This window comes from Serratia sp. 3ACOL1, assembly GCF_003668775.1.
Classification (GTDB): Bacteria; Pseudomonadota; Gammaproteobacteria; order Enterobacterales; family Enterobacteriaceae; genus Chania; species Chania fonticola.
This window is the reverse complement of the sequence record NZ_CP033055.1, coordinates 4,199,247-4,223,198: the sequence shown is the minus strand read 5'-3', so window position 1 is coordinate 4,223,198 and position 23,952 is coordinate 4,199,247. Positions and strand designations below refer to the sequence as shown.

General features: G+C 52.5%; 24 protein-coding genes, 1 tRNA gene and 1 pseudogene. 18 read left to right on the top strand and 8 right to left on the bottom strand.

Translation table 11 applies throughout. From position 1 onward, the window contains the following. The first annotated feature begins 70 nt into the window (after positions 1 to 70). Positions 71 to 147, top strand: a tRNA-Pro gene (locus D9980_RS19075). Between the two features lie 296 nt (positions 148 to 443). Here D9980_RS19075 and D9980_RS19070 read toward each other — a convergent pair. The 4 genes from D9980_RS19070 to D9980_RS19055 form a co-directional block, all read right to left on the bottom strand. Continuing rightward, positions 444 to 791, bottom strand: coding sequence for a glycosyl transferase family 1 (locus D9980_RS19070; RefSeq protein ID WP_121608133.1), 348 nt, complete (start codon positions 789 to 791; stop codon positions 444 to 446). A gap of 2 nt (positions 792 to 793) precedes the next feature. After that, the gene (locus D9980_RS19065) at positions 794 to 1,084 is read right to left on the bottom strand and encodes a DUF6516 family protein (protein ID WP_237734096.1); all 291 of its coding nucleotides are present in this window, start codon (positions 1,082 to 1,084) and stop codon (positions 794 to 796) included. 239 nt (positions 1,085 to 1,323) lie between these two features. Next, a complete protein-coding gene (locus D9980_RS19060; protein ID WP_121608132.1) occupies positions 1,324 to 1,791 on the bottom strand; it encodes a hypothetical protein in 468 nt (155 codons plus the stop codon). 1 nt (position 1,792) lies between these two features. Continuing rightward, positions 1,793 to 2,530 carry a winged helix-turn-helix domain-containing protein gene (locus tag D9980_RS19055; RefSeq protein WP_121608131.1) on the bottom strand — a complete coding sequence of 246 codons (738 nt, stop codon included), beginning with the start codon at positions 2,528 to 2,530 and terminating at the stop codon, positions 1,793 to 1,795. 383 nt (positions 2,531 to 2,913) lie between these two features. Here D9980_RS19055 and D9980_RS19050 point away from each other — a divergent pair, with 383 nt between their 5' ends. The 17 genes and pseudogenes from D9980_RS19050 to D9980_RS27335 all read left to right on the top strand — a co-directional run bounded on the left by D9980_RS19050 (position 2,914) and on the right by D9980_RS27335 (position 19,624). Further along, positions 2,914 to 3,441, top strand: a complete 528-nt coding sequence (locus D9980_RS19050; RefSeq protein ID WP_121608130.1) for a fimbrial protein — start codon at positions 2,914 to 2,916, stop codon at positions 3,439 to 3,441. A 91-nt stretch (positions 3,442 to 3,532) separates the two neighbouring features. Continuing rightward, the gene (locus D9980_RS19045) at positions 3,533 to 4,075 is read left to right on the top strand and encodes a fimbrial protein (protein ID WP_237734095.1); all 543 of its coding nucleotides are present in this window, start codon (positions 3,533 to 3,535) and stop codon (positions 4,073 to 4,075) included. 54 nt (positions 4,076 to 4,129) lie between these two features. Beyond that, positions 4,130 to 6,657 (top strand): annotated as a pseudogene (locus D9980_RS19040) (outer membrane usher protein). Between the two features lie 72 nt (positions 6,658 to 6,729). Continuing rightward, positions 6,730 to 7,479 carry a fimbria/pilus periplasmic chaperone gene (locus D9980_RS19035; RefSeq protein WP_121609049.1) on the top strand — a complete coding sequence of 250 codons (750 nt, stop codon included), beginning with the start codon at positions 6,730 to 6,732 and terminating at the stop codon, positions 7,477 to 7,479. Positions 7,480 to 7,656: 177 nt separating this feature from the next. Continuing rightward, positions 7,657 to 8,157, top strand: coding sequence for a fimbrial protein (locus D9980_RS19030; RefSeq protein WP_121608129.1), 501 nt, complete (start codon positions 7,657 to 7,659; stop codon positions 8,155 to 8,157). A gap of 12 nt (positions 8,158 to 8,169) precedes the next feature. Then, positions 8,170 to 8,670, top strand: coding sequence for a fimbrial protein (locus D9980_RS19025; RefSeq protein WP_121608128.1), 501 nt, complete (start codon positions 8,170 to 8,172; stop codon positions 8,668 to 8,670). A 10-nt stretch (positions 8,671 to 8,680) separates the two neighbouring features. Continuing rightward, positions 8,681 to 9,256 carry a fimbrial protein gene (locus D9980_RS19020; protein WP_121608127.1) on the top strand — a complete coding sequence of 192 codons (576 nt, stop codon included), beginning with the start codon at positions 8,681 to 8,683 and terminating at the stop codon, positions 9,254 to 9,256. Between the two features lie 65 nt (positions 9,257 to 9,321). Further along, positions 9,322 to 10,734 (top strand): reverse transcriptase domain-containing protein, encoded by a 1,413-nt coding sequence (locus D9980_RS27085; RefSeq protein WP_370454350.1) that lies wholly within the window; start codon positions 9,322 to 9,324, stop codon positions 10,732 to 10,734. A gap of 373 nt (positions 10,735 to 11,107) precedes the next feature. Beyond that, positions 11,108 to 11,710, top strand: coding sequence for a helix-turn-helix transcriptional regulator (locus D9980_RS19010; protein WP_121608126.1), 603 nt, complete (start codon positions 11,108 to 11,110; stop codon positions 11,708 to 11,710). Positions 11,711 to 12,279: 569 nt separating this feature from the next. Further along, a complete protein-coding gene (dppA, locus tag D9980_RS19005; protein ID WP_065684908.1) occupies positions 12,280 to 13,887 on the top strand; it encodes a dipeptide ABC transporter periplasmic-binding protein DppA in 1,608 nt (535 codons plus the stop codon). Positions 13,888 to 14,173: 286 nt separating this feature from the next. After that, the gene (dppB, locus tag D9980_RS19000) at positions 14,174 to 15,193 is read left to right on the top strand and encodes a dipeptide ABC transporter permease DppB (protein ID WP_065684907.1); all 1,020 of its coding nucleotides are present in this window, start codon (positions 14,174 to 14,176) and stop codon (positions 15,191 to 15,193) included. 11 nt (positions 15,194 to 15,204) lie between these two features. Further along, positions 15,205 to 16,107, top strand: a complete 903-nt coding sequence (gene dppC / locus D9980_RS18995; RefSeq protein WP_121608125.1) for a dipeptide ABC transporter permease DppC — start codon at positions 15,205 to 15,207, stop codon at positions 16,105 to 16,107. A gap of 14 nt (positions 16,108 to 16,121) precedes the next feature. Further along, positions 16,122 to 17,102: a dipeptide ABC transporter ATP-binding protein gene (dppD, locus tag D9980_RS18990; RefSeq protein ID WP_021181581.1), complete on the top strand. Its 981-nt coding sequence runs from the start codon at positions 16,122 to 16,124 to the stop codon at positions 17,100 to 17,102. Next, positions 17,099 to 18,088: a dipeptide ABC transporter ATP-binding subunit DppF gene (dppF, locus tag D9980_RS18985; RefSeq protein WP_121608124.1), complete on the top strand. Its 990-nt coding sequence runs from the start codon at positions 17,099 to 17,101 to the stop codon at positions 18,086 to 18,088. The genes dppD and dppF overlap by 4 nt, the downstream gene beginning before the upstream one ends. A 440-nt stretch (positions 18,089 to 18,528) precedes the next feature. Further along, the gene (locus D9980_RS26725) at positions 18,529 to 18,831 is read left to right on the top strand and encodes a hypothetical protein (protein WP_162304289.1); all 303 of its coding nucleotides are present in this window, start codon (positions 18,529 to 18,531) and stop codon (positions 18,829 to 18,831) included. A 160-nt stretch (positions 18,832 to 18,991) separates the two neighbouring features. Continuing rightward, a complete protein-coding gene (locus D9980_RS18975) occupies positions 18,992 to 19,207 on the top strand; it encodes a hypothetical protein (RefSeq protein ID WP_162304288.1) in 216 nt (71 codons plus the stop codon). Next, a complete protein-coding gene (locus tag D9980_RS27335) occupies positions 19,208 to 19,624 on the top strand; it encodes an RES family NAD+ phosphorylase (RefSeq protein WP_121608122.1) in 417 nt (138 codons plus the stop codon). A 37-nt stretch (positions 19,625 to 19,661) separates the two neighbouring features. On the opposite strand, the gene D9980_RS18965 is transcribed toward D9980_RS27335, so the two are convergent. From D9980_RS18965 to bcsE, 4 genes are all read right to left on the bottom strand, one after another. Further along, positions 19,662 to 20,336, bottom strand: coding sequence for a hypothetical protein (locus D9980_RS18965; protein ID WP_121608121.1), 675 nt, complete (start codon positions 20,334 to 20,336; stop codon positions 19,662 to 19,664). Between the two features lie 165 nt (positions 20,337 to 20,501). Then, the gene (gene bcsG / locus D9980_RS18960) at positions 20,502 to 22,157 is read right to left on the bottom strand and encodes a cellulose biosynthesis protein BcsG (RefSeq protein WP_121608120.1); all 1,656 of its coding nucleotides are present in this window, start codon (positions 22,155 to 22,157) and stop codon (positions 20,502 to 20,504) included. Between the two features lie 2 nt (positions 22,158 to 22,159). Then, entirely contained in the window at positions 22,160 to 22,357 is a 198-nt protein-coding gene (bcsF, locus tag D9980_RS18955) for a cellulose biosynthesis protein BcsF (RefSeq protein ID WP_037411860.1), read from the bottom strand. Continuing rightward, positions 22,354 to 23,916, bottom strand: coding sequence for a cellulose biosynthesis protein BcsE (gene bcsE / locus D9980_RS18950; protein WP_121608119.1), 1,563 nt, complete (start codon positions 23,914 to 23,916; stop codon positions 22,354 to 22,356). The genes bcsF and bcsE overlap by 4 nt, the downstream gene beginning before the upstream one ends. Positions 23,917 to 23,952 lie beyond the last annotated feature (36 nt).

The following is a 23,952-nucleotide window of genomic DNA, read 5'->3' as shown; positions in this document are numbered from 1 at the left end:
GCCACTTGGTATGCGGGGGTGAAAAAGAGATTGACGCGTATACGGCCCAGCAGTAAGATGCGCCCCGCATCGGCGAGTAGCGCAGCTTGGTAGCGCAACTGGTTTGGGACCAGTGGGTCGGAGGTTCGAATCCTCTCTCGCCGACCACATTCAAGAAAGCCCGCTTTTTTAAGCGGGCTTTTTTACGTCTGGCGTTTACGAGGATGAGAACCTCCGCGGAGGTCGACAAATCTGTCGGGAACAGATATGCATATCGCGCCAGCGATACCCCGTAGGGGCGAGTATCATGGACGATACGAGTGAATCCTCTCTCGCCGACCACATTCAAGAAAGCCCACTTTTTTAAGCGGGCTTTCTTACGTCTGGCGTTTATGAGGATGAGAGCGGGCGCAGCATGCAGCGCCCCTACATGGTGAGCCGGTGGAGATTTGTCAGTAGTTTTTTTAGGCTGCCTTGCCAATGACAAAATCGAAATGGATTTGGTCGTAGGGGAATATCACCCCGGCTGTACCCTTATCAACGATGCCGCAAGCCAACAACGCCTGAAGATCCGTATGCACAGCTTTAACATCCCGCTCAACGCGACGAGCAACCTCTCTGATTGAGAGTTCCCCGGTCCCGGTCATGCAGTGCAAGATATGCATTTTTTTGGGCGAGAGTGTCTTCCATAACGAATCCCAATCCAGAAAAGTAATGTAACTCCCCTGGTACTGTTTATCGCCTTCCAAGGCGGCTTCCATAGAGCGTTGCGCTTCCTCAAGAGAAGCGACTCGGATGGTGACTGTATTCAACTTTAGTCTCCTCTTAGCTGTGCAACCTCATCGAAGAAACTGCGTATCAGCGCTTTTGGGCTGGTGAAATTGATGGGATGTTGTTTTTCATCCAGATGTTTATGATCGCCTTTGCCTGCCTCGTTGTCATAGCGTAAGCGGCAGATGCCGTCTTTCACATAGGCGAATCGGTACTTATAGTGATGAGCACTGGCTCTGACTGCGGGTTCGACAAACCAAATAACCATCTGTACAAACTCGGTTTCCGTCAGCGCGATCCTGTCCTGAAAGATGAGTTGAGAAGGCAATTTCATCTCCCTCCTGTTGTTCAAAATAACAACACATTCAAGTGTTGTCAACGATGACAACACTTGGGAATATGACAAAGATGTTGTCCATATCTAGCTAGGTATCAATAGTGTTAGGGCCAGCAGAGCCTGGCAAGAGGGCTAGTTTGATGGTGCGAGTTCTCTCGCAAAGTCGGGGCTAGCAACGAGAGAATGTAGTGAATAGTTCCCCGCCACCTAGGGCTTTGGAGGGCGGCGGGGATAAATTAGCTATTGGTGCAAAGAAACATTGGGAATCCGCGCCCTCTGATTAGAAAAACATCGTCATCGAGCTTATGGAAAGTCATGTAATAGACAGAGGTTCTATTCCGAAGGTCACCCCATGAGTTATCCGGTGTGTTGTCATCATATTTTTTTACTGTTTTATTATACTCGACCGTATAGGTTCCATTTTTGTCGGTTTCATTATAGATGAAAAAGTTATCATTATCGATGGTGTATTTTTTGCCCTCTATCTCCATTTTTCCAAAAGCGCTTTGAAATCCTGAATTATCATCGTAAAAGAAAACGTTAACTTTTTGAAATATTTTTGTGTTTTTTGCTTGTAAATGTAACTGAATATTATAATTACATGTAAATAACAAACCCCTGGTCTTTATTTTTTTCTCATAACTATAAGCAGCAATTGCTATAGTTAATAGGATTGCCACCATTAACATGGCATTTCTGTTCATTTTAATCATTCCTGATGTTGAAGCATTTTGTATTTTTTTTGATTTTAGTGTTAAGACATACACCAATAAAGACATAATCATCTATTGATTTTATATCACTGTAGTATATGTTGTAGCCATTCTTTTTACACTCTTCCTTAAGGTTGGTTTTTTCAAATATATTTTCGAATACTTTCTCTTTGAGCTGTACTACTGGACTATCTAATGAGTAAATATTACATTTATCAATCACGTTGATTAAGGAGGGAGTGGATGTCTTTATTTCTATACCTTTCGATTCTACAAGGATGTAGTAAAAAATCACTAATGCGGCAATGCAGAATGCGACAAAAAAACTGACCAATTTTGGATGGTTTACTGATGTCGGCTTTATTTCCTTACTTTCTTTTTTCTCTGTTTTTATTTCTTTAGGTAAACAATCAACGCTGCACTTAAACTTGAATCCCACCTTCGGGATAGTGATAATCACTTGCTCTGTGATGCCAAGGCTTGATATCGCTTTCCTTAGCTCACTCACCGCACTGTAAAGGTTGTTGTTTGATGGTGTTAACCCAAAATCCTCCCAAATATGTTTCAGCAAATAATCTCGGGTTAAATCACTACCAAAGTTTTTTATCAGCTCCATTAACAGTCGTGAGGCTTGATTAGACAAAACCAATGAGGTTTGCTCCTCTTGCGCCAATGATAGCTCTTTTGATTCTGGTGAATATTTAATCACCTTATTGATGATGTAAAACATAATGAATACTCATTAAGTGTGTTGAAAATGGCTTTTTATATGTATTTTTTAGGGTAGTCAAATTATTAAGAATAATCTTAATTTATAGATGGAATACTTAAATCTGACAATATCTATCAGCCTTTGTTTATTTGATGCTTAAGCTTAGATAGTTCTAAATAATTGGAGTAAAAATCTAAATAATCGCATATTTTTAAAACAAATATCTAATTTTTGTTTTGGTGGTAGATTTATCCACATCGGCAGACTTGAGGCTGCTTGTGTTTTACTGGCCTTGCCAAAGACACGAAGGAAGCTGTTTTAGGGGGCTGGCGATAAACACATGGATCTCGCATCCATTGAAAACTGAAATTTATGGAATTTTCATTTTAAGGATTTTTTGCATGAAACTGAACAAGATCATGATGGTAGCAGTAGTGGCTTTGGGTATGTCTTCTTTGGCGCATGCCGCAGTGAAAGACCAGGGGCACGGTAAAATCACCTTTAACGGTTCGATTATTGATGCTCCATGCTCCATCACGCAAAAGTCTGCCGAACAGACGATTGAACTGGGTCAGATTTCTAAAGTTGCCCTGAAGGACGGCGGCAAATCTAGCTCGCATGCTTTCACCATTGATCTGGAGAACTGCGAAATCAGTACCGGTCCTGATGCTAAGAATAAAGTGAGCGTCTCCTTCAATGGTAACGTCGGCTCGGTTAAAAACCGTCTGGGTACTGGGCGTGGTGCCAGCATCGTTATTGAAGATGTTAACGGCCCGATTGAGCTGACTAAGGCAACGGCTCTCCAGGAGCTGCAAAATGGCGATAATACCCTGAACTTCAGTGCTTACCTGCAGGGTGATGGTGCTTCTGCCGCTGTTACCGAAGGCAAATTCGAGACGGTTGCCAACTTCACTTTAGCCTACCAGTAATCGGCTACGTCATTATAGGCATAATCTGTTTGGGCATGCGGAGGTATCCGCATGCCTTTTTGGAGGACGATAGCGTCAAGGATAGTTTGCCATGTGGAATGTAACCCCTATTATCGCCGTGTTTTCTTACCTATTTATTACGGTACCTTTCTCTTCTTTGGCTGCACATTCTGCCTTGGGATGGGGACGTGTAAATATGCAAGGATCCATTATTGATACTGCCTGTGCTATTGCGGTAGAGAGCCAAGACCAAACTATTGAGATTGATGCGATCTCTGTAGAGGATATTGTTCGTGATGGTCAGGGGCGGGGTAAAAATTTTTACATTAAATTGAGTGATTGTGAGTTGGAGCGCTTTGGCCGTCAATTACCTGACTTGAAGAATTTTCAGGTGACCTTTGATGGAGATAGCGAGGGTGGGCTATTTACCGTGCAAGGAACGGCATCCGGTGTGGCTCTGAAAATTAGTGACCTCGGTGGCAATATTGCCAGGCCGGGAAAACCCTTGCCATTGGAAACCATTAATCCTCAGAGCATGGTGTTGAGTTATGCCGTAAATCTGGTAGCCAATAACCATATTTTAACATCTGGTGAATACTTCTCTGCCATTCGCTTTAAATTGGATTATTTCTAAACGCTATTAAGACATTGCCACAGGAATAAGGCATTAATAAAAAAGGTTAGGGATATGGGATTGTCACCTGTAGAGAAGCTGACACGTCTTCAGGCACTCAGCGTCTGTATTTCTTTGGCGTGGAGCACGGCTTCGACCGTGGCATACGCCGCCGAGGAAATTCAGTTCAATACGGATGTACTGGATGTGCATGACCGCAAAAACATCGATCTGAGCCACTTCTCCCGCGGCGGTTATATCATGCCGGGTATCTACGGTATGTCGGTGCATATCAATAAAAACGATCTACCGGAACAAGCGATATCGTTTTACCCGCCGGAAGGGGATCCGAATGACAGCCGGGCCTGTGTCGGTAAGGCTTTGGTGGCTCAGTTAGGGTTGAAGGCGGGCGTGGCCAAGGACTTGCGCTGGTGGCATCAGGGGGAGTGTCTGGATGAATCCAGTCTGAAAGGTATGGAAGTGCGTGGCGATTTATCCACCTCAACCCTGTATCTGAATATCCCTCAGGCCTATCTGGAGTATACCGCCGATAACTGGGATCCGCCGTCACGCTGGGAAGAGGGGCTCCCAGGTCTATTGCTGGATTATAACCTCAATACGCAGACGCAAAAGCAACTTAAGCAAGGGACGAGCAGCTACAGCCTGAGCGGTAACGGTATTGCCGGGGCCAACCTGGGGTCCTGGCGTTTACGGGCAGACTGGCAGACCAACCTTACTCATCAGGCGGGGGCTGGCCGCCCTACGAACAGGCAGTTGGACTGGAGCCGTTATTACGCCTACCGCGCCATTGCTGCGTTGCGTTCCAAGCTGACTCTCGGCGAGAGTTATCTGGAATCAGGCATGTTCGACAGCTTTCGCTTTAGCGGGATAAGTCTGGTGTCGGATGACAACATGCTGCCGCCAAACCTGAGGGGTTATGCGCCAGAAGTGGTTGGGGTCGCCAGAACCAATGCCAAGGTCACAATCCGTCAGCAGGAGCGAGTACTGTACGAAACCCAGGTGGCTGCGGGGCCGTTCCGTATCCAGGATGTCAACGATGCGGTAACCGGTGAGCTGAACGTGCGAGTGGAAGAACAGGACGGCAGCGTGCAGGAGTTTGTTCTGAACACCGCCAGTATCCCCTACCTGACGCGTCCGGGAGCGATACGATTCAAACTGGCGATGGGTAAGCCTTCAGACTGGCAGCACCATTCGCGTGGCCCGCTATTTGGTACCGGGGAGTTTTCCTGGGGGGTGAGTAATGGTTGGTCGCTGTATGGCGGCGCACTGGCAGGCGGGGATTATAACTCCCTGTCGGTGGGTATCGGTCGTGACTTAATGGCATTCGGGGCATTGTCGTTTGATGCAACCCAATCAAGGGCGCGTCTGCCTCAACAAGGTGGTACGTTCAGTGGTGGATCTTACCGCCTGAGCTATTCGAAGAGCTTCGACGAGTACGACAGCCAGATTGCCTTTGCCGGCTACCGCTTCTCTGAGCAGGACTTTATGAGCATGAGCGAGTACCTGGACGCGCGTGACTATGGCCAACGTACCCGCAACGGCAAGGAGATGTATACCATCACCTTCAACAAGCAGTTCCGTGAATGGGGTCTGAGCAGCTATCTCAACTATAGCCACCAAACCTATTGGGATCGGCCTGCTAACGATAGGTATAGCCTGTCGCTATCGCGTTATTTCGATATTGGCAAGCTGCGCAATGTCAGCCTGTCACTCACGGCGTATCGCAATCAATACAATGGTTCCAATGATGATGGCGCTTATTTGTCGCTGTCACTGCCGTGGGGCAACAGCTCGACGTTGAGTTACAACACGACGGTGAGCCGCGATGAGTCCACGCATCGGGTGGGATATTACGAGCGGCTGGATGAACACAATAACTACCAATTGAATATTGGCGCTTCGCGCAGTGGGACCACCCTCAGCGGCTACTACAACCGTGAGGGGATATTGCCCGCATGAGCGCCAATGCCAGTTATCAGCAGGATAGCTTCAGCGCTTTCGGCATGACGATGCAGGGCGGGATGACAATGACGGCCGAGGGCGGTGCGCTGCACCGCGCCGGGAGGCAGGGAGGGACCCGGATGCTGATTGACACCAACGGCGTGGCGGATGTGCCGGTGCGCGGCTATGGCAGCACCAGCCGGACCAACCTCTGGGGTAAGGCGGTGATAGGCGATGTGAACAGTTACTACCGTAACAAGGCCAGCATCGATCTGAACCAACTGGGTGATAACGCGGAAGCGACAACGTCGGTGGTACAGGCAACGCTGACCGAAGGGGCGATTGGCTATCGTCGGTTTGATGTGATTGCTGGCGAAAAAGCGATGGCGATACTCAAACTGGCTGACGGGAGTGAACCGCCGTTTGGGGCCACGGTGATGAACGCACGGCGGCAAGAAACCGGGATAGTCAACGATGGCGGCAGCGTCTACCTGAGTGGTATCAACGCCGGGGAAAGCATGACGGTGCACTGGGGCGGGGAGCTACAGTGCGAGGTGCAGATGCCTGCCCTGCTGCCTAGCGATATGTTGATGAACACCTTGCTACTGCCTTGCCGCCCGGTCAGTTCGTCAGCAGATTAAGGGGCGCTCCCCTTGTAACCTTTTAACAAGGCCGCTAAGGCTGGGAAACAGATAATGCAAAGTAAGCAAACGATGAAACGGTCTCTTGGCCTTACGCTCAAGAGTGCAGCCCTGTTGGGGGTACTGGCTACACAGCAGGCCAAGGCGGCTATCGCGCTGGATCGCACGCGGGTGATATTTGATGGCGGCCAGAAGTCGGTGAGCCTGAACGTCAGTAACCAGAACAAGCAGTTGCCGTATCTGGCGCAGGGCTGGATTGAGGATGAGCAGGGCAACAAAATCCAGAGCCCACTCACGGTGCTGCCGCCGGTGCAACGTATCGAGCCAGGCAAGCCGAGCCAGGTAAAAATCCAGGCGCTGCCAGCGTCCAAGTTGCTGGCACAGGACAAGGAAACCCTTTACTACTTCAACCTGCGTGAAATCCCGCCGAAGAGCAGCAAAGCGAACACGTTGCAGATTGCGCTGCAGACGCGCATCAAGCTGTTCTACCGCCCGGCGGGAATTACGATGGACACAAACGCTGCGCCGCCGCAGGAGCAGATGACGCTGAGCAAACAGGGTGACAAGTATATGGTCAACAACCCGACGCCGTATTACGTCACGATCGTGGATGCCAACAGCAAAAAAGACGGGGCCGGGGTAAAAGGCTTCGAGCCAATGATGGTGCCGCCAAAGAGCAACCTGCCGTTGACGGTGAGTGCGGCGGCGGTGGGCAACAGCCCGGTACTGACCTACGTCAACGACTACGGTGGCCGGCCGCAGCTGAGTTTTAGCTGCAACGGCAGCAGTTGCACCGTGGTACCGGAGAAGAAAGGCGGTTGAATCGCGCTCTTACCACCATGATGGGCAGGAGGAGAGACTGGAGGAGACATGAATGGAAAGGGTGAGAACAACGAGTGCCAACACCGTCACTCCTGAACATACGCCAGCCGCTTTGGTGACGGGCAGTAACTTGGCAGTGGTGGATTTTCATCTTGGTGATGACTGATGGAGCGAGTCATGGATAACAGGAGCTTTGTGCGTTGGAATAGGCTCGTCGGTCTTGGTGGTTTGCTGGTGGCTATGCCGCTGATGCTCTGCGCGGCGACCAGTACTGTGACGATTAAGGTGACGGTGTTGAAGCCTCCCTCCTGCACCATTAACGATAACCGACCCATTGAGGTGGAATTCGGTGACGTGATGACGACCATGGTGGACGGCGACAACTACCTTATGCCGGTGCATTACACGCTGAGCTGTACGGATGCTACCTCCAACGCGATGAAACTGCAGTTACAAGGAAGTGGGGCCAGCTTTGATGGCTCGGTGCTGAAAACCACCAAGACGGGGCTGGGGATCAAGCTGCAACGGGGCAGCAATAAACTGGCAATCAACAACTGGGTGAACTTTACCTACCCTAACCAACCGGAACTATGGGCCATTCCGGTCAAGCAGAGTGGGGCTACCTTGACGGGTGGCGAATTCACCGCGGGTGCGACGATGAAAGTGGATTACCAGTAACGGGAGCAGAGTATGAGCATAACGATAAGAGTCCTGTTACTGACCTGCGGCCTGATGGGCGTTGTCGTCACGGCACAGGCAAAGGATAACGAGGCGGACATGACGTTCCACGGCACGCTGATAACACCGCCGCCGTGCACCATCAACGACGACAACCGGATAGAGGTTAACTTCGGCGAACGGGTGGGCATCAACAAGGTGGATGGAGTGAACTACCGCCAGATGATGAACTACCAGATAACCTGTCAGGAGGCTGCCAGTGGTAACTGGGCGCTGACGCTGAGTCTGAGCGGCAGTGCGGCAGGGTTCGATAGTGAGGCGCTGCTGACAGACAAGGCGAACCTGGGCATCCGGGTCTACCAGAATGACCAGCCGTTTACGCCAAACAGCACGCTGAAGATAGATCTGACTAACCCGCCGCGTCTGGAGGCGGTGCCGGTGAAGAAAGATGGGGGCACACTGATCGAAGGGGCCTTCGAGGCCTGGGCAACGCTGCGTGCCGATTACCAATGAGGAGAGCGACATGAAAGGTAAATCGGACAAGCATCAGCGTTCGGAACATCCACGTTCCCGGGTGGCCGCCTTGTTGTTGGCGCAGGCACTGATTGCCGTGCCATTGCCGACCCTGGCCGCGGGTGACAAAAACGTGCATCTGTACGGCGCCCTGGTGGCGGAGCCCTGTGTGGTGCAGCCGGGTGATGAAGAAATCAATCTGGATTTTGGCTCGGTTATCGACAAGGACCTGTACCTGAACACCCGCACTGTGGGGCAGTCGTTCGAGATACACCTGGTGGAATGTGACCTGACGCTGGGCAAGACGGTGAGAGTGACCTTTACCGGCACCGAAAACAGCGCCTTGCCGGGACTGCTGGCTATCGACGGCAGCAGTGAGGCCATGGGGATAGCGATAGGGTTGGAGACAGCGCAGGCCAAACCGCTGCCGCTTAATAAGGCGAGCGATAAACTCCTGCTACAAGAGGGGAGCAACATTATTGCGCTGAAAGCCTATGTGCAGGGCGAGCCGAATGCCATCAGGAACCACGGTATCGAACGCGGGCCGTTCAGTGCGGTGGCGACCTTCAATCTGGAATATGAGTAAGAGCAGTCAAATAGGAAGTGACAGACAAGGAGAGAAGAAAGCGCGGTGCTGGACTGGGATAAGGCATACCTTTAGAGGATACAGTCTGCAGAGACCTGCGCCTGCAATGGCTTCATTACAGCATTGAGGATGGCGGCGAGATAGTTACGCCGGAAAAAGGAATTTGTCGTGGCAGTGCGCTGAGCCCGCTTATTGGCGGCAGTTTATTGCGACATGTTGACAGTTATTTTGCGACGTGTGAGGAGATATTTTATACCCGGTATATGGATGACTTTATTTTCTTCACTAAAACGCGTTGGCATTTACGCAAAGCAATTAAGCGACTTCATGAATTTTTTGATTTGGGTGGGTTCGAAACACACCCGGATAAAACGCAACTGGGGAGAATTGAACATGGCTTCGACTGGCTGGGATTATGGTATTCCCCGCTGGGGCCCAGAATAGCCCCGAGTGCAATAGAGAACCATCGGGAACGTATTGCGCGGCTTTATGAGCAAGCACGTAGGCGGAAACTGTCGAAGGCAGAGACCGAGATACGGGCGCGGGTTGACGTTGCGCTTTGCCTCCGGCCGCGGCCCCTCGCACCACCATCACCAAAAAGGACCCATATGCCTATTCGCTGTGAACGCCACCATTTAATTCTTCTTCTGGCCATTAGTGTGTCGAGCGCTACAACTCACGCGTACACCGCTAGTGGTGGCCCTCACTCGCTAGTGCCTAACCCCACTGGTACATCAATGGGGTTCGAATACGACTGGTCAATCAATGGTGACCCTGGGGGAAACCCGGGAACCATCACATGTACGGGTACTACACGATGTCAAGTATCCTTCTTCCCCTACACAGGGCTCGGTCAGGCAGTTGGTCAGAATGAAGCACTATGTGACAGCGGGGGTTATTGTGGGAGTGCGAACATTTGGCCTGACAAGATAACCGTGGACAACGGGACGACGTGGGCGCAGGCCTATGAGTGGTTCATCGCTCACCATGGCCGGTCTGGGCACATCCGTAGGTTGCACGTCTTTTCGACAACCGCCTCGGGGTACGACCATATCGTGTGGGACAAGATTTGTATTACGTTTGGGGCGAAGAGCCACCTATGGTCCCCTGTCGTTCCCGCACCCGGTGCTGTATGTCAAGGCGGGGGAAGGGAGCCCGAGCTTTCGTGTATCGTCAATCTTCCACGGATGCTTGATCTCGGTTCCGTGAACACAGGGACCTCCTACGCCTCGGGTACCGCCTACGGTGATGTGCAATGCTCTCGATCCGCCGACGTGACCGCTAGTCTTTTGAATCGTCCCCAGATCGATGGGAATGATGTGGCGATAGACATCAATTACAGATCTATGGGGAGTTCGGCCGTGACGATCGGCACGGGGGTGGATGTACCTCTAATGATCAAAGCGACTGTACGCGGCACCCTGAGTAACGCCGGGAGCTACTCATCTGATGCGGTACTACAAATCTCATATCAGTGAATTTGGCCTAGGCATCGATGTGAACAATGGTCGAGGGCGGTCACGAACGTAGGACTAACGGGGGAAAATATGCCCCGTTAGTCCTGATACGCTGTCGATCAAACCGCTACCGCCAAATAAGGAATTTAAATCTAACAAAGTTTGCCATTGTCTGTTTTTTTGAATTATAAATACGTAAAAATACCGCTGTTATTGTTGCTGCTGCTTTATTCCTATTGCGGATTTGGTTGGGGTTTTATCGCGCTGAGGCGTTATTGTTACCGCTTCTTGATATATATTACTGTTAAGTGTTTTTGGTGTTAATCATACGCAGCCTGCCTAACCCGACGCCTGAAAATAACCCTGTTTCTGGTTCAAATTATAAGGAAATAAAATGAAGCCAAATATTGTTATTGCTGTCCAGGATGCCAATCGTTATTTCGCACAGGGTATCCAACATATTTTGCAGGACTATTTTCTGGCGAAAGGCTATACGTGGCGTTTTGTACCGGTTACGCTAGGGATAGCGATCGACCTGATGGTATGTGCCAAACCCTTTGGTGGGGCGGCCAGGCTCAATGCTTGCAGGGAAAATCCGGGGGAGCGGCTGATCGGGACGATTTTTATCCGGGATACGGCGGTTGAGAATGTAAAAAACCAGCCTCAAGGCGCGGTATTAAGCCGCCAGGCAAGGCCTGATGCCGTGCTGCGCTTGGTCGAGGAGATGTTTGAGCAGGCAAGTCAGTCATCTTTAGTAGCCAATACGGAAAGAGTGTGTCGCAGTTTGCACCTGACCCCACGCGAGCGTGAGGTTCTGCAAGGGATCTCATGGGAATTAACCCCCGAAAAGATCGCCAGCAAACTGTCACTTAGCGTCAAGACCGTCAGCACCCATAAACTCACGGCGATGCGCAAGCTGGGTTTCAGGCGTAACAGTGAATTGTATCACTGGCTACGCAATGGCGGCCTGGAATTTAACCCACGGACTCTCTTTTGACGATAACTCAAACCGGCAACAGTGGTGTCTGGAGGGGGAAAACCCGGTGGCAACTCCCCCACGTACAACCCCTCCACCCAGCTCACTCTTTCGGGTAGTGCCCCAGCATTTCCTCCTGTCTTTTACCGGGATCACAAAAATAACCGCTCAGATATTCATCATTCAGCAATAATCTTTTTTGGTTTTTTATTGGAGGTTAATGCTGGCTAGGTCGTTAACGCTGGTTCATGACGCCAAGATTTAACCCGTAGCACAAGTTTTAATGCTGTAAATGTTGCTGAAAGGTTTTTTTTATGTTTGCTTGCTGTTTCTCACAGTCTATGTAAATCCCTACTGGTTATATTGACGGCACCCCAAACAGTTGGCAATTTGGTACCCTCAGGGATAAGAGTGAGAGGTGTATGAGTGGAATTCACTCGCTCAAACGCCCTGCCGTGATGCGTTCCATCCGGCATTCTCGCGCTTTTATTCCTCCTGCCTTCGGGCACTGACCGCACAGGCCGCGTAACAAAAAATATTAGGCTCTGGCGGTAATACACACACACCACATCACATACGGAGCACTAGCGATGACAAGTTCCTTGGGTAAATCAGGGATTCTGAAATTCGGTATCGGCCTGATTGCGCTGACCGTTGCGGCCAGCGTGCAGGCAAAGACGCTGGTTTACTGTTCTGAGGGTTCTCCTGAAGGGTTCAACCCGCAGTTGTTCACCTCCGGCACCACCTATGATGCCAGCTCAGTGCCAATCTATAACCGTCTGGTTGAGTTCAAACTGGGCACCACCGAACTGGAACCCGGCCTGGCAGAGAAGTGGGACGTCAGCGAAGACGGTAAAACCTATACCTTCCACCTGCGCAAAGGCGTGAAGTGGCAGGACAGCAAAGATTTCAAACCTACCCGTGAACTGAATGCCGACGATGTGGTGTTCTCCTTCATGCGTCAGCTTGATCCAAACCACCCTTACCACAAGGTTTCTGGCGGCAGCTATGAATACTTCCAGGGTATGGGTATGCAGGACCTGATCAGCAAAGTCGAGAAAGTGGACGACAACACCGTACGCTTCACGCTGACCCGTCCAGAAGCGCCATTCCTGGCTGACCTGGGCATGGATTTCGCTTCCATCCTGTCTGCAGAATATGCCGACAAGATGATGAAAGCCGGTACGCCAGAGAAAGTGGACCTGAACCCTGTGGGTACCGGGCCGTTCCAACTGCTGCAGTACCAGAAAGACTCCAAAATCCTCTACAAGGCCTTTGACGGTTTCTGGGGCACCAAACCGAAGATCGATCGCCTGGTGTTCTCCATCACGCCAGACGCCTCTGTGCGTTACGCCAAACTGCAGAAAAACGAGTGCCAGGTCATGCCGTACCCGAACCCGGCAGACATCGCTCGTATGAAGCAGGACAAAACCATCAACCTGATGGAACAGCCTGGCCTGAACGTTGGCTACCTGTCGTTCAACACCGAGAAGAAGCCGCTGGATAACGTGAAGGTGCGTCAGGCACTGACCATGGCGGTGAACAAGCAGGCCATCGTGGATGCGGTGTATCAGGGGGCGGGTCAACCTGCCAAGAACCTGATCCCACCAACCATGTGGGGCTATAACGACGAGATCAAAGATTACGCTTACGATCCGGTCAAGGCCAAAGAGCTGCTGAAAGAAGCGGGCATGCCAGATGGCTTCTCCATCGATCTGTGGGCGATGCCGGTACAGCGTCCGTATAACCCGAACGCACGTCGTATGGCTGAGATGATCCAGTCCGACTGGGCGAAAATTGGCGTCAATGCCAAGATCGTCACCTACGAGTGGGGCGAGTACCTCAAGCGTGCCAAAGACGGTGAGCATCAGACGGTGATGATGGGTTGGACCGGTGACAATGGGGATCCAGACAACTTCTTCGCCACGCTGTTCAGCTGTGCGGCCGCCAAAGATGGTTCCAACTATTCCCGTTGGTGCTACAAGCCGTTTGAGGATCTGATCCAACCGGCCCGTGCCGAAGCAGACCACGATAAACGCGTCGCACTCTACAAGCAGGCTCAGGTAGTCATGCACGATCAGGCCCCGGCGCTGATTGTTGCCCACTCCACCGTTTACGAGCCAGTGCGTAAAGAAGTGAAGGGCTATGTGGTCGATCCGCTTGGTAAACATCACTTTGAGAACGTTTCTCTGGACTAAGCCTACCAAGGCGAGTTGAAGGACTGGGATATACCCGTCGTCTTTCAAGCTGCAGCGTTGTTACCTGCACTCACTCACCCCAGTCACTTACTGAAGTAAGCTCCTGGGGATGAGTGAGCTTGGTGCCTAGCTGCAACTTGAAATTCATAGGGTATACAAAATGCAGGGGCGCAATACGTTGCGCCCCTGCATTCCCGTCCCCAGAAGAATGTCGTGAAGCGTGTGAGTTTTAATAAGCCTGGCGGACGATGAGCTGCCGGGCACTTTAATACAGAGAGTTCGGGATATGTTGCAGTTCATACTCCGACGTTTGGGGTTAGTTATCCCAACGTTTATCGGCATAACGTTGCTGACTTTTGCATTCGTCCATATGATCCCCGGCGATCCGGTGACCATTATGGCCGGGGAACGCGGGATCTCCGCAGAGCGCCATGCCCAACTCATGGCAGAGATGGGGCTGGATAAACCGCTCTATCAACAATACTTCCATTACGTCACCAACGTGCTGCATGGCGATTTGGGGACGTCCCTCAAGAGCCGTATCTCCGTGTGGGAAGAGTTTGTGCCGCGCTTTAAGGCCACCCTGGAACTGGGCCTGTGCGCGATGCTCTTCGCGGTGATTGTCGGTATCCCGGTGGGGGTACTGGCTGCCGTCAGGCGAGGTTCGGTGTTTGACCATACCGCCGTGGGTATCTCCCTGACCGGTTATTCCATGCCGATCTTCTGGTGGGGCATGATGCTGATCATGCTGGTTTCGGTACAGCTCAACCTCACGCCCGTATCGGGGCGAATAAGCGATACGGTGTTCCTCGATGACAGCCTGCCGCTGACCGGCTTTATGCTGATCGACACCCTGATCTGGGGTGAGCCGGGTGATTTCATCGACGCCGTGATGCATATGATCCTGCCCGCCATCGTATTGGGCACCATCCCGCTGGCGGTTATCGTGCGTATGACTCGCTCCTCCATGCTGGAAGTGCTGGGTGAAGACTATATCCGTACCGCGCGCGCCAAGGGTGTGAGCCGTATGCGGGTGATCGTGGTACACGCATTGCGTAACGCCTTGCTGCCGGTGGTGACGGTGATCGGCCTACAGGTTGGCACCATGCTGGCCGGGGCGATCCTGACCGAAACCATCTTCTCCTGGCCGGGGCTTGGCCGCTGGCTGATGGATGCGTTGCAACGCCGTGATTACCCGGTTGTTCAGGGCGGCGTATTGCTGGTCGCCTGTATGATTATTCTGGTTAACCTGCTGGTAGACGTGCTCTACGGCGTGGTCAACCCGCGTATTCGCCACAAGAAATAAGGGGCGCTCTAATGTCTCAAATTACCGAGTCTGTAGTGAAAGGTGCGCCGAAGCCAATGACCCCATTCCAGGAGTTTTGGCACTATTTCAAGCGCAACAAAGGGGCCGTGGTTGGCCTGGTTTATATCGTTATCATGCTGGTGGTTGCAGTGGGGGCGGGGTTCCTGGCTCCACATGCGCCTGCCGAACAGTTCCGTGATGCCCTGCTTAGGCCGCCGGTCTGGGAGACGGGTGGCAGCTGGAAGTTTATTCTGGGTACCGACGATGTCGGCCGTGATGTGCTGTCGCGTCTGATGTACGGTGCGAGGCTCTCGCTGTTGGTCGGCTGCCTGGTGGTGGTGCTTTCGCTGGTGATGGGCGTGGTATTCGGCCTGTTGGCCGGTTATTTCGGCGGCGTAGTCGATGCCATCATCATGCGCGTGGTCGATATCATGCTGGCACTGCCAAGCCTGCTGTTGGCGTTGGTGCTGGTGGCGGTGTTTGGGCCCTCGATCGTTAACGCCTCGCTGGCGCTGACCTTCGTTGCTTTGCCGCACTATGTCCGCTTGACCCGCGCTGCGGTGCTGGTGGAAGTGAACCGCGATTACGTGACGGCTTCCCGCGTGGCGGGGGCTGGGGCGACGCGTCAGATGTTCGTCAATATCCTGCCAAACTGCCTGGCACCGCTGATCGTGCAGGCTTCTCTCGGTTTCTCGAACGCCATTCTGGATATGGCCGCTCTCGGCTTCCTGGGTATGGGTGCGCAACCGCCAACGCCGGAGTGGGGCACCATGCTCTCCGACGTACTGCAGTTCGCGCAAAGTGCCTGGTGGGTTGTGACCTTCCCAGGGGTGGCCATTCTGCTGACGGTTTTGGCCTTTAACCTGATGGGGGACGGCTTGCGTGATGCTCTCGACCCCAAACTCAAGCAGTAACAGAGGAAGAGAGAATGGCGTTATTAAATGTAGACAAGCTTTCGGTGCACTTCGGTGACGAAGGTGCGCCGTTCCGCGCGGTAGACCGAATCAGCTACAGCGTAGAACAGGGGCAGGTGGTTGGCATCGTCGGCGAATCCGGCTCCGGTAAATCCGTCAGTTCGCTGGCGATCATGGGGTTGATCGATTTCCCTGGCAAGGTGATGGCTGACAAGCTGGAGTTCAACGGCCAGGATCTGCGGAAAATCTCGGAAAAAGAGCGCCGCCAACTGGTGGGCTCCGAAGTGGCGATGATCTTCCAGGATCCGATGACCAGCCTGAACCCGTGCTATACCGTCGGTTTCCAGATTATGGAAGCGCTGAAGGTGCATCAGGGCGGTAACCGCCGCACTCGTCGCCAACGCGCTATCGATCTGCTCAATCAGGTAGGCATTCCCGATCCGGCCTCGCGGCTGGACGTTTACCCTCATCAGCTTTCCGGCGGGATGAGCCAGCGTGTGATGATCGCCATGGCGATCGCCTGCCGGCCCAAGCTGCTGATTGCGGATGAACCGACGACCGCGCTCGACGTGACCATTCAGGCCCAGATCATTGAGCTGCTGCTCGAGCTGCAACAGCGCGAAAATATGGCACTGCTGCTGATCACTCACGATCTGGCGCTGGTGGCGGAAGCGGCACATCACATCATCGTGATGTATGCCGGGCAGGTAGTAGAATCCGGCAAGGCGGTAGAAATTTTCCGTTCGCCGCGCCACCCGTACACCCAGGCGCTGCTGCGCGCGTTACCGGAGTTTGCTACCGACAAGGCGCGTTTGGCCTCGCTGCCTGGCGTGGTGCCAGGCAAGTACGATCGGCCACAAGGCTGCTTGCTGAACCCGCGTTGCCCGTATGCTACACAACACTGTCGCGAAGAAGAGCCGGAACTGCGCAGCATTCCCGGCCGTCAGGTTAAATGTCACACACCGCTGGATGATGCGGGGAGGCCGACCGTATGAGCCAGAACCACCCTTTATTACAGGCCATTGACCTGAAAAAACACTACCCGGTCAAGAAGGGGCTGTTTGCCCCGGAACGACTGGTGAAGGCGCTGGACGGGGTTTCCTTTACCCTTGAGCGTGGTAAAACCCTGGCAGTGGTTGGGGAGTCTGGCTGTGGTAAGTCCACGCTGGGCCGCCTGCTGACCATGATCGAAATCCCTACCGGCGGTGAGCTGTACTATCAGGGGCAAGATCTGCTTAAGCCGGACGTGACGGCAGAGAAGCTGCGCCGCCAGAAGATCCAGATCGTGTTCCAGAATCCTTACGGATCGCTTAACCCTCGTAAGAAGGTGGGGCAGATCCTCGAGGAGCCGCTGTTGATCAACACCTCGTTGAGCAGCGCCGAACGGCGTGAGAAAGCGCTGGAGATGATGGCGAAGGTCGGCCTGAAAACCGAACATTACGACCGTTACCCGCATATGTTCTCCGGCGGCCAGCGGCAGCGTATAGCCATTGCGCGTGGGCTGATGCTCAACCCGGACGTGGTGATTGCCGATGAGCCAGTCTCTGCGCTGGACGTGTCCGTGCGTGCGCAGGTGCTGAACCTGATGATGGATCTGCAACAGGATCTGGGGCTGTCTTACGTGTTTATCTCCCACGATCTGTCGGTGGTGGAGCACATTGCTGATGAAGTGATGGTGATGTACCTCGGCCGCTGCGTGGAGAAGGGCAGTAAAGACGCCATCTTCAATAACCCGCGTCATCCGTACACTCAGGCACTGCTGTCCGCTACGCCGCGCCTGAACCCGGATATGCGCCGGGAGCGCATCAAGCTGACCGGTGAACTGCCAAGCCCGATGAACCCACCACCGGGCTGTGCATTCAACGCCCGCTGCCGCCGTGCCTTTGGCACCTGCACCCAGCTGCAACCGCAGCTTAAGCAGTATGGTGACCAGCAGGTGGCGTGTTTTGCCGTCGACCAGGATGAAGCTGCGGGGTCTTGAGACCACTAACCGGGCTCGCAACGTAGATACTCTGCATGTTGCGCCCGGTTACCTCAGCAACATTGCCACTCTATCTTCAATCAGACGCCGGTAGCGATACCGGCGTTTTTTATTGTGGTGCTCCAGGCTCACCGCGTAGGGGCGCTGCATGTGCCCGTTAACCTCTAGGCGCGAAGTGGTGTTAAGCACACACCGGCAGCACGGGTAATGTCGGTCAGTGTTTTGATAGTCGGATTACCTTCAGCAGACAACGCCCGGTAAATATTTTGGCGGGCAAGGCCTGAGCGACCGCCATTGGTATCAATCTGATGTGACACATCCAATAATTATGTAGAACATGAGGTTGGCTATGCTGCTTCCATTGCGTACTTATCGTTGGTTTGGTAATAATAGTCTCTTTCGGACAATGCAGTTACGCCAGAATTCAGGGAGTGAATGGCATGAAAGACATTATTGTGTTACTCGTTGTCGGTATTGTGTGTTTTCTGTTGATTGTTGCCAGGTTACGTAGTGGGATCACTTTAAAAAATACGCCCTTTTATTGTTTATGTGTATCCTTTATTTCAATCTTAGAGATAACCGATGCCATTTATGTCCCTTATTCATACCGTCATAATGCTTTATATAATAATGATGAATGGTTCCCCTACGATTATTATTATATTGCTACATGGGGAGTGGCATTGGCGACAGCGTTTTTCTTATTGGTCCACTCATTTTTAACGCGTAAGTCGTCGCGCTAACACCAATACTATATTTTTCGCACTTGGCATTGCTAACAATATGATTAATATTGAAATAACCTTGAGTGTGAGTGGCGTGAACCAACAAGAGTTCCCATGTTTACGATCCCCCAATGCAGATTTCAAAAGCATGCTAGCTCAATGTTTACCAAGGTAGGTAATGATGATTATCGAATATGAGGGTAATTTACATGATCGCCTAACAAAAATTATGGACCTGGAAGATCAGGGCGAGCTGCGGGTAACGAAGCTTATCGCCGCGGGGGCGGGTTATTACAAGTTGCAGGATCAGTATTATGGCGGAAAAGGTGTCTTTTTTAACCCCAATAGCGAAAACCGTTTCTCATTGCCCGATAAGTCTAAATGGCCGATGTAGCTGGCTGAGTCGCCTCATACCGCATGTAGTGAGTTCTATCAGAATGAGGAATTCATTGACCGTTCGGATTTTACAACGAACTGTATGGTGGAAATCTCGGTGCAAAAGCCGCTGAAGGTTTTTGACGAAACTCGGCTGGCTCCACATTTGAGGATCTCCGTCGGGGATTTGATGGGGCCAAGATCTGTCTACATTTTCACCCAAAAACTGTCGAAAGCGCTGGCTGATCATGCAGACGGACTAGAGTATTTGTCCCGGCATAATGGGCAGCCCTGTGTGGTACTTTGGTCCGATAAACTCGATGGGGGTGGGATATTGTTAACGACATCAGTGACTAGACTGAGTAAGTATGAACATCAGGGAAAAACCGCCAGGCAGATCCTCAAGTCCGAATGTAACTTACGGATCACAGGATAAATCAGGGGAAGCAGTGCCAAGTATGACTGGCACCGCATTAAACTGAGTTGTTGGTTCCGAAGTTGTCCGCCAGAATGCGCAGATGCGCCATTTCTTGCTCTGTAGCGCCCCGCCGTAATATATCCAGCACTGTAGTCTTTTCTGCGCAACCGGGTATCTCAATTTTTCGGGTGAAGAAGTTGCATTTACGTACGCTGCTTACATTATGCGTGATCCGTGCCAGTAACTCCTGTAAGCCTTTCAACATCCCATTATCACTAAATCTTTCATCGATAGAAAACTGAAATACTGGATACAATTTTTCGGCACCCCACTCTAATACAATGAGTTTATTGTGTTTTCCGTATTTATGAATAGTGGGAACCGATAACCCCAGTAGTCCTTTGACGGTCGTGGATTTATGGACACCGCCGTATTTTTCCAGGCTATTTAAAAATGCCAGCCTAGCTTCGGCATATTCTTCCTGCTCGTTTTTTTCCACGTCGGTGTTGTTTATCACCGACTGGGTGAGCGCCAGAATTTTCAGTTCTGACCAAAATTCACCATCGGACAGAGTGAGTAGTGACAGCAGCTTCTCTCCCTCTACGCTAGTGAGTGCGTCGACAAATTTTTTGCCGACGTTTTCTAGGCGTGTCTGGATCAGTGCTTTTTCGGTGTGCTCGGGGTTGAACCGGTGAGCACGAGTGCTTTTGTTCATGGTCATTGTCGTCATGATGACCTCGCCCCAAGTTTTTAAGATTTACATAATGTGATGATAGATTAAATCTTAAATACGAGCAAGTTTTGAACATTCACAAAGCGGATGATAAATTGACGGTAAATCTAGCCAAACAAAGAAGAGCCTCTAGTCGCAAAACATAAAGGCTCCCTTCACCAGTTACTGGGGATAAGGCACCCAGTCCCCACCATTAAGCCGAATATACGCCTTGCCCTGATACTGCATCACGATGGCATTGTCATTCTCAGAGATCACCGCCGTTTGCGGCAGGCCCTGCGTCAGCACTTGCCAGTCGACGCTTGGCGCAGTAAACACCTTGCCGTCCACCAACCGCGAGACCAGCTCGGACAGCGCCAGATAGCTGCTTGGCGTTTTAATGTCTACCGGGCTGCCCTGATGCGGGGCCTGCATACCAACCAGTTTTATACCCACCGGCGTATGGGTAATGTTCAGGCTTGGGATATCCCGCAGGCCAGACATCTGCATTTTGTCGCCCGTCAGCGCCGCACCGTGCTCCGGCACGATCACCACCATCACCTTACGCCCGGATTTCTGTAGCTCATCGAGGAAGGTGTTCAACTGATCGAAGAGTTGCTGTGCCCGGGGCTGGTAATCGGCGGTCTTTTTGCCACCCACAAAGCGGTTGCCGTCATGCAGTGGGATCAGGTTAAAGAAGGTCGCGGTGCGAGCATCACCTTCTTTTTTCTGTAGATCGAGCCAACGGTTGAGCAGTTGCAGATCGTTGTAGATCGGTTCACCGTCGAATGAAGCCAGCTCATTGCCGATCCCAGCCTGCGACATCAGCGGAGCCTGCATATCACCTTGCTCACGCAGCTCTTTCAGGAAGTCACCAAACACGCCGGAGTGGTCCAGCATCAGCTGCTCTTTGAAGCCTAGTTTAGCCAGGTTATCAAACAGGTAGCACTGCTGATTGGCGGGCTGATACAGATCGTGATGCGAAGGCTGGCCGCAGCTGGCGCGTAACAGGCGGATGGCCGCTGGGCCGCTGTACGCGGTGGCTGAGTTAAAGTTGGTGAACATAATATCCATCTTGGCCCACAGCGGATGGTTGCGCAGATTGACGGCGTCCAGATCGGCCCAGGCTAGCGAACAGATGTTGATGAACAGCACGTCAAACGGCTGGGCATCGGCGGGTAAGGCGGACGGGAAGGTGGTCGCTCGGGCTTTTTCCTGCTGGTAGAACTGTTCCAGGTAGGCCGTGAGGTTGGCATTGGTCGGTGGGCCATTGGCCGCAGGCAGATTGCCGCCTGGTGTCGTCGCCGTGGCCGGTGTTGACGGGGTATCCGTCACCGCTGCGGTGTTGGTGGCAGGCAGCAAGGAGACCGCCGGGCCAGCAATATTGACCACGTTCAACCACACCAGTGCTGCCACGGTAAACACCGTGATGCGTATCCATTGAGCCAGAAACAGGTAGGCAATCAGCAGCACGAAGGCGGCGCCAATCATCTGCCAGTTGATAAAGCGGTTAGTCAACTCCAGCAGGTAATCCGCGCTGAAACCGGTGAGCTGCGAGCCCTGGCTAAGGATGCTGTTAATCCCCGGCAGCCAGGTGTCGTGGTAGAACAAACCGATACCGATAGGAATGGCGATCAGGTGACGCCAGCGGTGCAAGCGCGGCGACGGGATCGGCATCAGTAAAAAGGCCATAAACACCAGGTTGGGCAGCGCATGGAAGTTCAGATAGCCGAACCACAGCAGGCCGAACTTGGCCAGGAAATAGAAGTTCCAGCCGCCAAGACCGCGCCAGTATCGCCATAAGGTATTGTCAGGTTGCGTTATTTTATCGTCACTCATGGTTATTTTTTACGCTTGATTTGAGAGGTGGAACCTGTGCGCACCCATAGCCCTGCCGACTTTAAATAGCGCGGTGATAACAACAAATTCTGCCAAGATCGCTGCCAGTTGGGGAAACGGCGATGCAGCAGGTATCCCGTAGGGATAAACACTATGGCGCACAGGATCACCAGTTGCACGATATCGTCGAGTGCGTTCATGGCTGTTCCTCCTGCCCGAGGCTCATCAGAGTGAAGGGAATGGGTTCCCGGCGTTCGGTCTGGTGCTCCGTTTCTACGGCGTGGGTTGTGACAGCGGCCGATTGCAGCTTGCTGGTGGGGAGCGAAAACTCGATATGCTGCCGCAACAACCTGATTTTATCGATAATATCCACATCCTGATGCCACACCACCCGATTACTGAACGCCTCGCTCACTGGCAGGCGGAAGACGAATTTCAATGCGGTATCCAGATCGTTAATCCGGCAGGTGGAAAGGAACAGGAACAGCCGATTCTGCGCCACGGTCATGATGTCGCCAAAACGCCGCAAATGGCACAGTGTCATCGATTGGCGGGCGCTCAACCCCGGTGCGGGGCGTAGGGCGACCATCACCCCTTTGCCATCTTCCGGCAACAACGTATTTTCCATCAGCGAAGTCACCGCCCGGTTGAAATCCTCCAACGGCAGGTAGCCTTTCAGTTGCAGTGGCCGCAGCCCGGCGAGCAGGTTATCGATATCCGCCGGGACATGGCGCGACAGCCGCTGGCCCTGGATACCTTCCAGCATGGTCAAAAAATTGGAAAGCGGTGCCACGTGGGGCACGATCAGATTGGCACCGCAGGCCAGCAGCAGGCGTTCGTCGCTGTAGCGCAAGCTGGCGCTCATCTCGCGCACCACAATCTTCAGCCCGTCGCCTCGGCTGCGGCGCAGGCTATGGATCTGATGGGCTAGTTCGTCAATTTCGTCACTTTGATACAGGGCGAAGATCAGCGTGGCGGCGATGGTCAACATGCCACGCTGCATCAACTTGGTATTGTTCTCAAACAGTTGCCAACTGGCCGATAGCGGCGGGGCGCCCTCGAGAATGCGTTGTTCCGCCAGGCACAGGCTCTCGTCGTTGCGTTCCGGGGTAGGGGAGGGCTGGTCGCTGTCGTCCGCTCCTTCCCAGCCTTCCGGGCCTTCGGTCAGAGTGAACAACTGGTTGGCATTGATACCGTTTTCCGTGCTCCACCAGTGCACCAGATACTGTGCACTGCCTTGCAGCCCCTGCAGGCTGGCCAGGCCGTTGAGAATGCGGTGTTCGGCGGCTAGCTGGCCTTTGAGTTTACTCACGCCGCTGCCGTGGCTGAGTATCACCAGCGTACACTGCTGTTGGTGTAACCATTGGCCGAGTTGAGCGGCCCATTTGCGCAATTCATCGCTGGTGAAGGTTTGCCACAGGCTGGCGTGGGCCAACAGGATCAGTAAACGGTTGCTGGGCTTTAGCTCGCGCATCAGATCGTCGGCCAAATGCAGCAGCGCCGCTTTTTTTTCTGGCAGGCTATATAAAGGGAGCTTTTTAATCGCAGGGGAAAGAGGCGTTGCCAATAAGGTGTCCGCCTGATTACCGCTACAAATCACGGCCAACTGGGCATCTTCTTCCTGGGCAGCGATGATCTGCCGGCAAAACAGGTTGGCATCGCTCTGGCGATCGATATTCACCCAGTAAAAACCTGGGGATTGCATAGCCGACAACTCTTGCCAAATCCGTCGGATACCTAATGAAAAAGAGTGCGCCATAGATTTATTCTACTTTCGTTGGAAGTGGCGTAGACC